Origin of the sequence: Streptomyces longisporus, from assembly GCF_039532765.1 — a bacterium.
GTDB lineage: Bacteria > Actinomycetota > Actinomycetes > Streptomycetales > Streptomycetaceae > Streptomyces > Streptomyces longisporus.
The window spans coordinates 362,524-377,110 of sequence record NZ_BAAASG010000006.1; the positions used below are offsets into that span (position 1 = coordinate 362,524).

Genomic DNA, 14,587 nt, shown 5'->3' on the forward strand with positions numbered 1-14,587 from the left:
ACTTCCCCGGGCCGTAGGCCTCCCTCTCGACTCGGACGTCGTTCAGCGGCCCCTCAATATTGGCCACCTGGCTCCACCCGCTTGAACAGCGGCGCGGACGTCTCGAACCCCGATACCGTGGTGGCGGTAGCTGGCAAGCCACCGCAGATTCGCCGCCACTGGAGGTGGCTCCAGGCGCCGGTACGACCAGCCCACGTGCGCACGCCGCCACCGAAACCGACTGGATCGGTCCCCTCCGGCTCGGCTCCTGGATCGATCACATCAGCTGCGCCCCCAACGAACTCACCGCCGAAGAACGCGCAGCGCTGGACATCATCCGCATGGCCTGGGACACCCCAGAGGCGCGATGAACGGGCAGTTGTGCGAAACCGGGCGCGTCACCGTGAAAGCAAGCCGCTGTTGTCCTTAGCCTCTTGGGTCTCAACCGTCCCCGGGCACTGTCACCCCCCCGGCAGTAGCATGACGGCTTGTCGAGCACCACGAGTCGGAACGAGGCCTGCATGTTCATTTCTGCTGTCTACATCCGCTTCTTCCGCTCATTCAACTTCGACTATCTCCGCAAGGCCAGTGACAAATTCGTTCCCCACCCGTGGGACGTCCTGGAAAATGACGACCTCAAATACCCATTCGTCAAAGTACCCTTGGAAGAAGGCGTCACCACCGTCGTCGGTGCCAACGAATCAGGCAAAAGCCAACTCCTAGCCGCCATCCAGCGCGCGCTGACCGGACAGGACATCGAACGGGGCGACTTCTGCCGCTACTCCCAGTTCTTCGCCGTCGACAGGACCATGGCTTTCCCCGACTTCGGCCTGCAGTTCGGCAACCTGCAGAAAAGCGATCGCGATGCAGTGGCGAAGGGCTGTAAGGCCAGCACCAGCGACTTCGACACCTTCCTGCTGTTCCGCATCGGAGCGCAGGCGCCCGTCGTCTACCTGCCCGACAACAACGGCTGGAGCAGACACCGTGTCGAGGACCCAGAGCCGCTCGATGGCATCCTGCCCCGATGGTTCGAGATCGATGCGCACACAGCACTTCCCCACAGCGTCCCCGTGGAGTACCTGGCTGGCCAGCACACCACGCTGCGGACCAGATCCCGTAACACCCGCCAATCTTTCGTCAAAACAGTCATGGACCATGCCGACTCCTTCAGCTCCGCCGAGCAGCTCACCACCGCTATGCCGAGTCTGCTGTCAGCTTTCTCCACCGTGAACGAACCCGACGAAGCACACGACAAGCAACTTGCTCTCGCCGATCAACTCCTCCTGAAGGTCGCGAAGATCGACAGGACCGCGTTCCAGGAACTCCGCAAGGCCGTCGATCAAGGCAAGGAAGGATTCGCCAACGGCATCGTCGAGCGCATGAACCGGCAACTGGCCCAGTCGCTGAACTTCCCCAAGTGGTGGACCCAAGACAACCAGTTCCAGCTGCAGATGACCCTGCGCGACCAAGACCTAGTCTTCACCGTCAAGGACAGGACAGGCACCGAGTACTCCGCCAACGAACGCAGCAGCGGACTGAAATACTTCCTCAGCTACTTCATCCAATACCTGGCCCATGAAACCCCTGCGCTCGGAAAGCGCGAGGTGCTCCTGATGGACGAACCAGACGCCTACCTCTCCGGCAACGGACAGCAGGACCTGCTGCGCATCTTCGAGGACTTCGCTTACCCGGCCGACCCCGACCGCGCCGCCTGCCAGGTCGTGTACGTGACGCACTCACCCTTCCTCATCGACAAGAACCACGGTGAACGCATCCGGGTCCTCGAAAAAGGAGACGGAGACGAAGGCACCCGCGTCGTACGCAACGCCTCGCGTAACCACTACGAGCCGCTGAGATCAGCCTTCGGCAGCTTCGTCGGAGAAACGACCTTCATCAGCAACTGCAACATCATGCTCGAAGGAATGTCCGACCAGATCCTGCTGGCTGGCGTGTCGGCACGCCTGCGCCGCCAGAAGACGTCCTCGCTGGAGCACCTCGACCTCAACACACTCACCCTCGTGCCGGCAGGCTCCGCAGCCCACATTCCCTACCTGGTGTATCTCGCACGAGGACGCGACGTCGACCGGCCAGCCATCATCGTCCTCCTCGACGGCGACCCCGCCGGCGACAGCGCACGCAAGAAGCTGCGCCGCGGCCCCCAGGGCAAACCTCTGATCGACGACAGCTTCGTGCTTCAACTGAAGGAGCTGCCCACGCAGCACATCACCAGCAGTCGCCCCCAAGGGGTTCTCGCCATTGAGGACCTCATTCCGCTGGAGATCGGCGTTGCCGCGGTCAAGAGCTATGCCACCGCCTTCCTCAGCCCCCACGAGGCCCAGGAGATGGCGAGCTTGCACGCCGGTGACGTGACCTTCAGTGGCGAGGAAGGAACGCATGACGCACTGGAGAGTGCTGCTGCGCGCAAGGTAGAGGGTTTCCACCTGGACAAGGTGGGCCTGGCCCGCAACGTTGTGGACCTCCTCACTTCCGGCGAAGAGTCTCTAGCCGATGCGTTGGCCATCCTGGACCGTAACTTCCGCTCCCTGTTCAGCGAACTGGGCAGCAGACAGCGCAAGGCTCTGCGAGAGATCGCAACCGAACGGACCACGTCCAAAATCAAGCGCATCAGAAGTTCTTTCCTCCTCGACCACCCCGCCGGTGTGACCCGCGAGCAGGGCACTTTGCTCCTTGAGGAAATCGACGCCGTCCTCGACAACTCGGCGGACGCCGAGGACCTCAAGAGCCAGATCCGCAAGCTGCGCCGCGATTTCGACCTGGATGAGGAGCCACTCGACCCGATTAGTGACTTCCCCGCGTTCCGCGACGCCCTCCAGGCGCTCGTCTACCGGCAGGTCAACGCGGCCCAGGACCCGGAGGTGTGACCTACGGCGGCTGCACCTGGCTCAGCGCCGCGTGCAGCCCGCGCCGAATCCGGCGTACCGGTGTCCTAGCCTTCGTCGACGTCGTCCTACGTCACGGCTATATTCCCCCTCCACTGCACGTACTTGCCCCCGGTGGTGTGCTGCGCCGGCCAGCTCGCCCGGGCGGCGTGAGCGGTTCATGGTCCGGCCGCGGCCTAGTCTGAGGCGGCTGGATCGGGGCCATCGGGATTGATGCCGAGGGCGGCCAGGAGCTGCTGCTGGTCTGGGTGTAGGAGCGGCCATGCCTGGCGCTGGGCGGTGATCCATCGTGTGGCGGGTGAGGTATCGGGGTGGGTGCGGGTGTGGTGGTAGGCGTACTGCCACCGCATTGGCCAGGGTGGGTTCCACCACGGGTCCAGGCCGGCCAGGACCCGGGATTGAGGTGACGTGCCGTTCCTTTTGCGGGCGCGTTGGCGGTGTTCGGCCAGCCAGCGCCCGATGGGGAAGCCTTCGTGTTCCTCGCTGGCGTGGGCGGCGAGGTGTCCGTGCTGGGCTGCGTAGGAGCGGGCGTGGGCGACGTCGGTGTCGAAGCGCGGTGTGGTGGTCAGTCGGTGGGAGTCACGCGGGCCGACCCGTGCCCGGGCGGCTTCGAGGGTGATGCCGATAGCGGCGAGCAGGTGCTGCTGGTCGGGGTGGAGGCTGTCGTAGAGGGTGCACTGGCGTTTGACCCAGATACCCAGGGCGTCTTTCCCGACGGGAAGGCCGCCCACCGTGTCGGCTCCGCGGCCGGCACGCATGCAGTCGCGGGCGCGGTAGTAGTTGCGCTGCCAGTGCAGGTCCCACGGCGGGTTCCACCACGGATCGATCGCGGCCAGTTGTCCGAGGTGCGGCGAGGCGGGCTCGCCTTTCCGAGCGCGCTGCTTGGCGCGGTTGCGCTGGCTGAAAAGCCACATTCCGAGCGCGAATCCGTGGTGTCGTGTATCGCGTGGAGCGGCCAGGTGGCCGTGGATGGCGGCCCAGGTCCGGGCGTGCACCAGCGCGTTTTCGAACCGGGCGCGGTGGTCGGGGCGCTGTCCGAGCCGGGGAACTCCCAGCGGCCTGTGCTGTGCGGCTGCAGGAAGGCCTCCCACCGCTTCCGCACCTTCCTCGTTACCGTGTGGGCCACCCCGAACCCGCACGGGCGCAGCAGACGCACTGGCCGTGGCGCCGGGTGCTTCGGTGATGGCCGTCTCACGCTTCAGACCGAGCTGGTCGAGGAGATCGTGCTGGCCCGGCAGGAGCAGGTGGTAGCGGCGCTGCTGGATGCGTAACCACTCCTGTGCCGGCTTGTCCATCAGCGGAAAGCCCGCCACCAACTCCCCGCTTCCTGCCTGCTGGAGCTGCTGGCGCGCGTGCTCGTAGGAACGCTGCCAGCACAAGTGCCAGGGCGGCCGCCACCACGGGTCGATCCGTGTCAAAGCCTCGGCACGGCCTGGCGACAGTACTCCGCGCCCCATCTGGCCGCGCCGGTCGGAAAGCCACCTGCCCAGCGGGAAGTCCTCATGCACGGTGCTGACACGGACTCCCGCCAGGCTTCCGTGCTCCAGAGCCCAGGCCCGGGCATGGGCGAGCGCTTCCTGCTCCCCGGCGCGCTGACTGCGACGCCGGGGCCGGGCCTCCCGAGCCGCCGCGGCATCGATGCCCAGCCGTGAAAGGAGCCTTTGCTGCTCAGGATGCAGATCCGGATACCGGGTGCACTGCAGGTACAGCCACTCGCCCAGACTGAGGCCGGTACCGGGAAATCCTCCCCGCGCATCCAACGGGCCCTGTTCCGCGACGTGACACTTGGCCTGGTGGTAGGTGCGCTGCCACAGGGTCGGCCACGGTGTGTCCCAGTACGGGTCCAGTGCACGCAGCGCGGCGCTGCGCCAGGCAGGCATCCCCAGACGGAGCATCCGTTGGTTGGTCATCCACGCCCCCAGAGGAAAGCCGTCCAGGAGCGTGTCCGCCCGTGTGGCCAGATGCCCCCGCGCAGCCGCGTAGGCCCGGGCACGGGTCAGGCCCGCTTCGAAGGCCTCGTCGGCCTGGCGGCTGTGCCCGCGCCGCCGTTTGAGGGGCAGCGCCTCTGCGGCTTCACTGCCGGCCACCTCTTGCAGGTGCTGGGCGAGTTCGTCAGTCAAGGGACGAGGCCGGTGCGCGGGATGGACCTTCCACAGCAACCGCTGCCCGTCGTCATCGGGCACTTCCGCCGCCTTGCTGCACTGGTGCGCCCAGGCGAATAGCGGTCCGTCCATGCACGATGTCAGGCGATCAGTGAGCCAAGGCCGCTGCAGACAGCGCGCCAGCTCACTGATGAGCACGGGGAGGTCGCCCAGGCAGAAAGGGAGGTGGCCGCGCACCTGGGTTGCGATACGGCGCCTCATCGTCTGGTCTGCCAACATCCCGGCAACGGCCACCGTCTCCGGATAGGTGACCAAGCCGCGGGCCAGGACCCGCCACCGCCCGGGCTCCTCGCCCTCGGGAACCGTCGCACACAGCCTCGCCGGCCACGTAGTTTCTTGCGGCCACTTCTGCGCCCACCACCAGGCTGTGACCGCCTCAGCAACCTCGAACGCCGGACCAGCGGCGGGGGAGCGGCGCAGCAGCCTGCGGTGATCCTCCTGCGCCCGGACCACCTCCGGGCATCCGGCCAACCCCACGACACGGCCCCCGCTGCCAGGCACGCCCATCAGCCAGCACCGGTGGCGTGGGCAGACCCGCTGGTGCGCCGCCAGGTACACCCGGGCTGGTGCAACGCGACCCGTCCGCGCAGCCACACAGCCCGGGCACGCCGGACCCCAGGCGGCAACCGTCTCCACTCCGTTGTGGAGCCGCGCCGCCGGCCTCTCCTTCGAGGGGCCCAGCGGCTCCTCCCGCGTCCAGGCCGGCAACGCGCGGCGTAAGCCAGCTTGCGGCACACGACACAGTGCCGCGACCCGGTCCCGGGCCGCGGCGTTCAAGAACACCTCACTGTCGCCCTGTAGAGCCCCGATGACGCCCTGCTGGCCAGCCACTTCGGTGACCGCCGACAACAGACTCCGCACCGTCAGGCCGTACCTGTCCGCGATCCGCCCCAGGAACGACAGCGTCATCTCACCCTGCAGGGGAGCGACCCGAAAGGCACCCGCGGCCAGCAACAGTTTCCCCCGCCCATCCCGTCCCTGTGACAACTAGCGTGCTTCGGCTCAACAAGTGTGACTGAGCGCTTCACTTGGCGAGTTGAGCGTCGCATCGGTAGCCATCAGTGCGTCAGTTAAAGGGAGTTGAGGGAAAAGCCTTCGCGGTCACTCGCGAAGGCGCGGGACAATGCAGCGGGACGAGCTCGGCGTGAGAACGGAAGGCACCGTGGGAAAGGTCGACGGCAAGAACTGGAGGCCGCAGGAGGGTGCCAGGCTGGGGGAGTGGACCCTGGTCGGTCGCGGCTACCGTGGCTACCTCGGCAAGGGCGGCAACGGCGAGGTCTGGGAAGCGCGCCGTGATGGTGACGATGGCCGGTACGCGATCAAGATGTTCGGCCTCGGGAAGCTCCTGGCGGACCGCCGCCAGAGGTTCGCCGACGAGATCACGTTCCTGCACGGCTACACCGGCGAGGGCGTCGTGCCGCTCGTCGACTCGCACGTGCCCGAGGACACGCAGGAGATCTGCTGGTACGTCATGCCCTTGGCCGTCCCGCTGGACGAGGCCCTCGGCGACACCCCGGCCGAGGAGACGATGCTGGAGGCCGTCGCCGCCTACGCCGAGACGCTGGCCGTCCTGGCGGAGCAGGGGGTTCACCACCGCGACATCAAGCCGTCGAACCTGTTCCAGCGTGACGGCCGGTGGGAGATCGGCGACTTCGGACTGGTCACCTTCCCGGGCAAGGGCGACGTCACCAGCCCGGCGGTGAGGCTCGGCCCGGTGAACTTCCACGCCCCCGAGATGCTGGAGCCCGGTGATGACGTGGACGGCGGCCCGGCGGACGTCTGGTCGCTGGCGAAGACGATGTGGGTGCTGCTGCGTCGGACCCGGTGGCCGCTGCCGGGGGAGTACCGGTCCGGTGGCGAGTACAGCCTCCAGGGGCACATCGCGTTGCCGTGGGCGGGCGAGCTGGACCGGCTGATGCAGCGCTGCACCGTGCTCCACCCGGCGGGCCGGCCGACGATGGCCGAGTTCGCGAAGGAGGTCCGCGCCTGTCTGGCCGAGCCGCCCGAATCGCGCGCGACCGCGTCGATCGCCGAGATGCAGGACCGTCTTGCCGTCCTGACCGCTGCCTCACATGAGGCTGCGCAGCAGGCTCAGGAGCGCCGGAACTTCCTTGACCGGCTCGCCCTGGAGCTCGACGTTCTCTTCACGGACCTCTACGGCGTGGTCGACGGGATGCTCCAGAACAAGTTCCGCTACTACGAGTCGCAGCCCGAGCCGAGCGAGGCGACGCGTCTGCTGCCCATGCTGATGCCCCCGTGGGCACATCAACGCGGCGCGCAGTTCACCTCGCCGGATCAGGACGGCAAGGCCGCGGTGAAGTTCTCGTTCATGGTGCGCCTGGTCAACAAGCTCGACGACGCGGCAGAGATCGCCTTCGACCTGCGGGTGGTCCACCGGCACCACAGTCTGGAGGACTATCCCTTCAAGCTGCAGCGCACCTGGAACGCGCCCGTCGGTTCCGTCCAGTTCGCCCGGATCCTGGACGAGGTCCGTGCCGTCGCCTCCAACGCGGTGCCGGACATGCTTTCAGTGATCCTCCGCATCGTGGCCCTGGCCGACGATCACGTTCCGGACTGGTATGCCAAGGCCCGCGCGGGCGACATCTGACCAGTCGCGACGACGAGGGCGGCCTTGGAGAGAACCATCTCCGGGTCGCCCTCGCCTGGCGGCGCGGTCCCCAAACGGACCACCGTGACCAACGCGCCCAAAGCCGCGTAGGTGGCGCGATGGCTGACGTCGCGCGCCCTACCGTTCCGGCCGGGGCGGAACTGCCTCGCGGAGCGTCGTCGAAAGGGCAATGTGACTGAGCGCTTCAGGTGGCGACTTGAGCGGCAGCCGGGGAGGGGTGCTCAGCTCGCCAACTCAACCGCTCACTGAAGCGCTCAGTCGCAACAAGCAGTGTGACTGAGCGCTTCAGTTGGCGGGTTGAGCGAGGATGCGCCTTGGCCCGGCACAGCGGCTGTGTCGAGGTGTGATTGGTCGCGGCAAGCACGACCCTGCTACACCTCGCCGCCCTCCTCCCAACGGCACTCAGTGCAACGCACCCCGGCGTAGTGGTCTCCGCGGTCGTAGTCGGTCGCACCCCACTGTTCGAGCTTGGCTGGCGGGGCGCCACAGTTGGGGCAGATCACGTAGACGCCGGCTCCGTGAAAGGACACGGCCTCGATGGTCGCCTCGTCCAGGAGCTGTTGGACGCCTTGAAGGAATCCGGTGGTATCGACGCCCAAGATCTTGTTGACGGCGGTCTGGTCGTCGTCTTCGGTCACGGAGACCCAGTACAGGGGGCGGAGGAGCGCCGGGAGTGGCGTGTCGTCCAGGCGGACTGGGATGATCCTGAGTCCGTCTTCCAGTCGCCGGATGATCGCAGTCTCCAACTCGGACTTGACCCACTCCGACGTGCTGGCGTGCTTGGACCAGCAGACGAGCACGGTGTCGACCGTGTCCAAGGCGACCCCGACTTTGCCAGGAATGGAGTCGCCGGGACTCAGTTCCCACTCATCGAGCCAGGTGTCCACGCCGCCCAACCGCAGCTTCGTGGCGAAGGAGCGAACGGCAGGCTTGTCCTTATGGTTGTGGGAAACGAACGCGCGCACTGCTGCTCCTTGTCATCCCAAAGACCTAGGACCAAGTTATCGTCAAGATGACGTTTTCGCATAGGCATTCAGCCACTCCGACTCGCAGGGTGCACAAGGCGCCGTCGGGGGCTCCGTTGCCAGAAAGCAGAGAAGGCGCACCCGGGTGCGCCTTCTCTGCCGCCTTCCTGGACCGCAAGCGCTCACCTCGCCAAGTACAGCGCTCACCCGCCATCTAAAACGCTCAGTCACACAAGCAGATGCCGGGCTTGCGGCCGGCATCAGGTCAGTAGTCGATGTCGAGGTAGTCGATGTCGTTGAGGGTGACATCGGAGAGTCCTGTGGCGCGGCCTCCGCCGTCTTGGAAGTACACGTCTTTGAAGCCTTCGGCGATGATCGCGCGCATCTCCTCGTCGCTGGCGCCCGATTCGCGGGCGTCGAAGAGGCGGCGGGCGTAGGCCGGGGGGAGGTGCACGGTGAGTCGCCGGAAGCGGCTGTCGTCGGTCGTGCCGACCGGTGCGGTGTACCCGAAGCGGGCCCTCGTTTCCACCGTGATCCCGCCGGTGGCGGCGGCCTGCTTGCGACGGCGCTTGCGGACCAGCGGCTGCCAACGGGACCGTACGGCCGCGTCAATCTTCGTGGCGATGTCCTTCGGCGGGTGCTTGCGCTCGCCCTTGCGGTAGCGCTCCACCGATCGCTGGCTGACTCCGAGCTCCGCCGCGACGGCCTTGGTCGTCTTGAGCTGTTTCATCAGGAAGTTGATGCGGGCCCGGAGCGTCTTGGGCGGCTCGCGGGTGAACGACTCCCGGTCGGCCCGCTCGATGGCGTCCTCGATCTCCGCCACGGTCTACTCGCCTTCGTCCAGGACGGCGTCGCCGCCCTTGATGTGCCGGGCGGGATTGAGGCCCTGCTCCATCAGGTCGACCGCCCACAGCATCGACTGGACGCCTTCCAGCTTCGCCAGGCCCGGCGTCGGTCCGAGGCGGAAGCCGCCGGGCTGCGGCTTGCCGGAGGCCGCGTACGGCAGGAAATCGAGCGGGCTGCCGCCGGGGCTCGGGTAGACGACGCAGTCGGACAGCACGGCGAGCGGGAACAGGCCCGTCATCCGGGACATGTTGAGCAGCTTGCGGTGCATGTTGACCCGGGCCTTGCTGATGACGGCTGCCCGGATGTCGGGACGCCAGGTCGGCCGCTCCAGGGCCGGCCACCGCTCGCCCTCCTTGTAGTGCTTGCCTTGCGGGCGCTCACGGAGCTTGCCGACGCCGCCCTTCACCGTGGCCTTGATGGCGGACAGGACGGCGGCCAGGGCCGGGTCGACCTGCTTGTGCTGCTCCATCGCGGCAAGGAACTGGCGGTCGTCCAGGTCCTTGGTGACGCCGAGGTCGGCGAGGGTGTCGACGTAGGCGTTCTTGAGGCGGTCGTGCCACGGGTCCAGGTACGCGCCGGTCTCACGGCGCAGGTACGCCTCGATCGGGGCGACGTTGTAGCCGAGCTCCTGGGCGTAGGCGAGGGTGTGCGTCTGGTACCAGGCCGGTCCCGTCGGACGCTGGCCGGTCGGCGTGAACGGGGAGGGCAGGCGCGGGTCCAGCTCCACGTGGGAGAGGTCGACCAGCCAGGAGCCGGGGATCTTCGGGTTGAACTTCGGGGCGTGGAAGTGGTCGGGGGCGCTGAGGCCGACGACCAGGCGGGCAGCTGCGGCGAGGAACGCGGTGTTGAGGTCCAGGCCGACCGCGAAGGGCAGCATGCACTCCTCATCGCTCAGCGTCTCCACCGAGCGCACCCACTGGTACGCCTCCTCATTGAGGAACCCGCCACTCCAGCCGGAGTTCACGACGACGGGGTGCTCCGGGGTGGCCTCCGGCGGCGCGGGATCCATGGGCTCCGTCCCCAGCGAGCCCGCGTTGTAGCCGGACACCCAGTTCCCGGTTGCCGGGTCCTGCACGGCCTTCGTCGGCGGGCGCAGCGCCGTCATCAACTCCAGCCCGGACACGGCCGTCGACCCGCGCGGAGTGATGACCCGGGTCGCGTACACGCCGAGGACGCGGGCGATGTCGGCCGCTTCCATGTCCGTCACGCCGGGCCAGGACCGCTCATCGAGGGCATCCCACGACAGGATCGCCAGCTGCACGCACTGCCGCTCGCTCCCCTGCGCCTTGCGGTAGATCCGCGCCCACGGGCCGAACCCGCGCTGCGTGAGTTGCCACTTCGCCTTCGCCACCTGCTTGATGACCGGGTGGTCCTCGGGCAGGCGCAGGGAGCGGCGCTGCTCATGGCCCTCCAGACGCTCCGGCAACCCCAGCTTCACGGCGGCCGCGGCGGTGAGCACGATCAGCGGGTCGGAGTCCTTGCCGTACCGATTGAGCTTCGCCGCCCCGAGGCCAGACTCGCGCAGCGTCCACTCCACCAGTTCCACCACGCTGGTCGCGGGGCAGTTGAGCACGATGCCGTCGATGCCGTACGCGGACCCGTCGGCGTCGAGGACCGCGAGCGGGCCGTGCGGGAAGCGCAGATCGGCTGTGGGCTGGGCTGTGTTCTTCGCGGCCGGGCGGTGCGATGCCGCGGGCGGCCGGGTGGTGAGACGTGCCGGCCCGGCGGCTGGAACGGTGGGAGTCCCCGGGGCGTCTGCCGTCACCTCGGACGCGGCCGGTTCACTGGACGCCGCCGGTGCCATCGCGACAGCCGAGGCTGTACCGTCTACGGGATACTTCGCTGCCCACCCGTTCAGCAGCCGCTGGTAGGCATCCAGGCGCGGCGACTTCGGCTCCGAGCGGCCGTTCTCCCAGTTCTTCACCGACTGGGTCGTCGTCTTCAACGCAGTGGCGAGGCGGGCCTGGGTGATGCCGGCGGCCTCACGCAGCCGGGCACGCTCTGCCGGAGGCGGGAGACGCGGCTCCTCGTTCAACAGAGCGTCGACAGAAGCGAACAGCTCTTCCTCAGATGCCATTCCCTGCACCTTCACGTCAGGACTCGATACTACTTAACCAAAAACTTAGCCCACTCCTTAACCTTCCCGTGCCCAGTCCAACCCCAGCACGGCGAGTGCGGCGAGTTTGTCGGTGGTGAGCTTCGCGCGGCGCACCTTCTGGTTCATGATCCAGACTCCGAGCTTCACGGAGTGCTCCTGGCCGTCGACCACGACTGTCTCTGTGTGGCCCCTGGGGACGGTCACCGAGCCCGTGCGGGCCTTGTACTGGGCCAGGGCCGCAAGACCCCGCTCGAAGGCGCCCAGGGCGGTTGTGGGGGCCTTGGCGGGTGTCTCCTGCTCCGGGGGCAGGGGCGTGATGCCGAGCTGCTCCAGGCGCTCACGCTGCCCGTCCGTCAGGGCCGTCCACGTGGCGTGCTCACGCTGCTTGTTGAACCACCGCCCGACGTCCATCCCATGCACCGTGACGCCCGGCTCCACGTACGCGAGGACGCTCTCCTCCACGAGCATCTCCCGCAGCGCCGCGTAGTGCCGCTGCCAGTCGGCTGGCCACTCCGGGTTCCAGTCCGGATCGACCGCCTCCAGCGCGGCCTTCCACTCCGGGTGATCGTCCAGCGCACCCGGGCGGCGCAAATTGCTCAGCCACTGTCCTACGGGCTTGTCCAGGGCCACGGCGGACCTCGGAGCGCAGAGGGTCCAGTGGTCGTCGTAGTACGCCTTGGCGGCCTCCAGGTTCTCCTGGAACTTCTCATCAGCGACCGACCAGACCATGCCCAGCTTCTCCAGCCGCCGGGCCCGCAGGCCGCTCAACTGCCCGGCCTGGTAGGCCCTTCGCTGTTCCGCCACCCACTGCCCAAGCGGTGTCGGGCCCTCGCGGTGTCCGTAGGGCACGCGGGCGTGGTGCTCGCGCTCCACGAACTGCTTCAGCTTCGCCCAGCCGCGCGCCCAGTCCTGCCGCTCCGTGTCGATCACGTTGAAGCTCACCCAGTCCGCGACCATCGCCGGATCCCTGGGGGCAGCGAAGCGGAGCAGCAGGCGGGATTCTTCCTCACCTTCCTCCGGCGGCGTGCCGATGTTCACGGAGGGCTGGGCCACGTCCTTCTGCGGCTCCTGGGGGATCGCCAGCAATTCCACGGCCTCTTCATCGTGAGCCCGCAGACCTTCCAATACCTTCACCAACGGGCGGTAAGAGGCGGAGGTGAACATGTCCTCTGGCTTTTCACCCGGCTGCAAGAAAACCGGCACGATCAGCGAGGCGAGTTTCCCCTCTCCGGGCTTCTGCCGCAAAGCCCGCCCGATCGCCTGCACGATATCGTGCGGTGCACCCTTCGGGTCCAGGAGAGCGACGGAATCCACGGCTCGAATATCAACACCCTCGCCCAAGACACGGCAATTCGAAAGGATGGCACGCAGCGCCGTGCTCCCGAACTCGCCCAACACCCCGCGCCGGCGCTCGGGAGCGTGTTCACCGCACAGCCAGTCCGCCCAGATCTGCGCCGGGTACCGGTCCGGCTGGTCCGCGTGCAGCCGCTTGGCCACGCGCTCCAGGCCCTCCGCGTGAGCCTGCGCCTCTATCGTCCGGTGGTGGAAGGTGATGCAGGTCTGCAGGTTGTGCTCGGCCATGGTGTGCAGGAGCGCGGCCTGAAGGGCTCCGAGGCGCTGCCCACGCACTTCCTCGCTGCGCCGGTCCTCACCCATCAGCCGCTCCGGCGTGACGACCGGGTCCTGAAGCTCCAGCACGATGATCTGATACCGCGCCAGCAGCCCCCGGGAGACCGCAGACGCCAGCGACAGCTTGTACAGGACCGGCCCGAAGACTTCCTCATCGTCCATCGAGGCCGCCATCTCCTCGGGCAGCGCATCCCGCACCCCCTCAGCAACCTCCCAGCTCGGGGGCCGCTCCTGCCAAATCCGGGGCGTCGCCGTCAGATACAGCCGGCGCGCCGACGGGATCACGCCCTGGTCGTGCACGGCAGCCCACGCCTTACCCATCGAACCGCTCGTCCGGTGGGCCTCATCGACACACGTCAGGTCCATGGGATCAAGCTGCTGGCCGTAGACGCCCTCGAAAGCTTCTGCGAGGACTCCGAGACTGGCGTACGTCGCGAAGATGGTCACCGGCCCCTGCCCGTGCCACAGCGCCAGCTGCACCGGGTTGGTGGTACTCCGAACCCCGAGGCCCCACAATTCAGGGTCGTCCTGAAGGGAACACACAGCAACAGCAGGGCCCGTATGTCCGGCAGCATTCCACGCCTGCACCGTCTGACTCAGCAAATCCAGCGTCGGCACCAGAACAAGAATGCGCCCCTTCGGAGCGAGCCGCTTTGCCGCCGCAGCCGCGATGATGGTCTTTCCCGTCCCACACGCGGAGTGCACCTGACCGCGCAGACCATTCACAGGAATACCGCCCGGCGGGATGTCGAGCCCGCGCACAATGGCGGCAACGGCCTCGATCTGGTGGTCACGCAGTTTCACGGCCATTCCCGTGCTCTCCTTTTCGTGGAATGAGGCGCGCAATCTGAAATAGAATCCCGAAGCGGTGATGGGCTTGGGGGTGGTGGCGTCTGGTCCCAGACTCTACACAGCACATGCCTTTGATGCATCACCCTTGCAGCTAGTTCGCCCTTCGGGATGATACTTGGCCGATTCTCGCCCATGGCGGCGGGTTGGCGTGGATGCTGGTCGAGTGTTGTCGCGGCTGCCGTACCGGCACTTGAGAAGGCGGGAGGGGTTCGGGTGGAGCGCAGCGGAGCCCGTCACTGTGGTGAGGCCAGCACTCTGTCGGGCCGATGGTCCGTCACCTCCGTTGTAGGGGTGGTGGCTGGGATTTCCAGTGGCGACACAGACTCGCGCGTGATGCACCTCCCCTTGCTGCGAGCCTCGGCGACCGCGCTTGCGCGGTCGCTCTCAATTCGCGCTTGCGCGAATTGACGCGTCGTCAGGATTCCGCTTGCGGAATCCTATTCCGGCGCTTGCGCCGGAATTCGAATTGCGCTTGCGCAATTCGCGCTCTATGCCCCGGCTTGCCGGGGCATATCCCGCTCCGCGGG

At 67.3% G+C, this 14,587-nt stretch carries 8 protein-coding genes; 3 read left to right on the forward strand and 5 right to left on the reverse strand.

The genetic code is table 11. The features are described 5' to 3' along the window. Positions 1-164 precede the first annotated feature (164 nt). Entirely contained in the window at positions 165-350 is a 186-nt protein-coding gene (locus ABD355_RS11555; protein ID WP_344400090.1) for a hypothetical protein, read from the forward strand. Positions 351-467: 117 nt separating this feature from the next. Then, complete coding sequence (locus ABD355_RS11560) at positions 468-2,861, forward strand: AAA family ATPase (protein ID WP_344400091.1); 2,394 nt, start codon at positions 468-470, stop codon at positions 2,859-2,861. A 194-nt stretch (positions 2,862-3,055) separates the two neighbouring features. Here the strand turns inward: ABD355_RS11560 and ABD355_RS11565 are convergent, their stop codons facing one another. Beyond that, a complete protein-coding gene (locus ABD355_RS11565) occupies positions 3,056-6,028 on the reverse strand; it encodes a Helicase associated domain protein (RefSeq protein WP_344400092.1) in 2,973 nt (990 codons plus the stop codon). Between the two features lie 175 nt (positions 6,029-6,203). On the opposite strand from ABD355_RS11565, the gene ABD355_RS11570 reads away from it, so the two are divergent. Continuing rightward, positions 6,204-7,649, forward strand: a complete 1,446-nt coding sequence (locus tag ABD355_RS11570; RefSeq protein ID WP_344400093.1) for a serine/threonine protein kinase — start codon at positions 6,204-6,206, stop codon at positions 7,647-7,649. A gap of 392 nt (positions 7,650-8,041) precedes the next feature. Here ABD355_RS11570 and ABD355_RS11575 read toward each other — a convergent pair whose 3' ends face one another. The 4 genes from ABD355_RS11575 to ABD355_RS11590 form a co-directional block, all read right to left on the reverse strand. Further along, positions 8,042-8,635 (reverse strand): toll/interleukin-1 receptor domain-containing protein, encoded by a 594-nt coding sequence (locus tag ABD355_RS11575; protein WP_344400094.1) that lies wholly within the window; start codon positions 8,633-8,635, stop codon positions 8,042-8,044. Between the two features lie 265 nt (positions 8,636-8,900). Next, on the reverse strand, positions 8,901-9,458 hold the full coding sequence (tpg, locus tag ABD355_RS11580) for a telomere-protecting terminal protein Tpg (protein ID WP_344400095.1): 558 nt from the start codon (positions 9,456-9,458) through the stop codon (positions 8,901-8,903). Positions 9,459-9,461: 3 nt separating this feature from the next. After that, positions 9,462-11,558, reverse strand: coding sequence for a telomere-associated protein Tap (gene tap / locus ABD355_RS11585; RefSeq protein ID WP_344400096.1), 2,097 nt, complete (start codon positions 11,556-11,558; stop codon positions 9,462-9,464). 57 nt (positions 11,559-11,615) lie between these two features. Beyond that, a complete protein-coding gene (locus ABD355_RS11590; RefSeq protein ID WP_344400097.1) occupies positions 11,616-14,018 on the reverse strand; it encodes a DEAD/DEAH box helicase in 2,403 nt (800 codons plus the stop codon). Positions 14,019-14,587 lie beyond the last annotated feature (569 nt).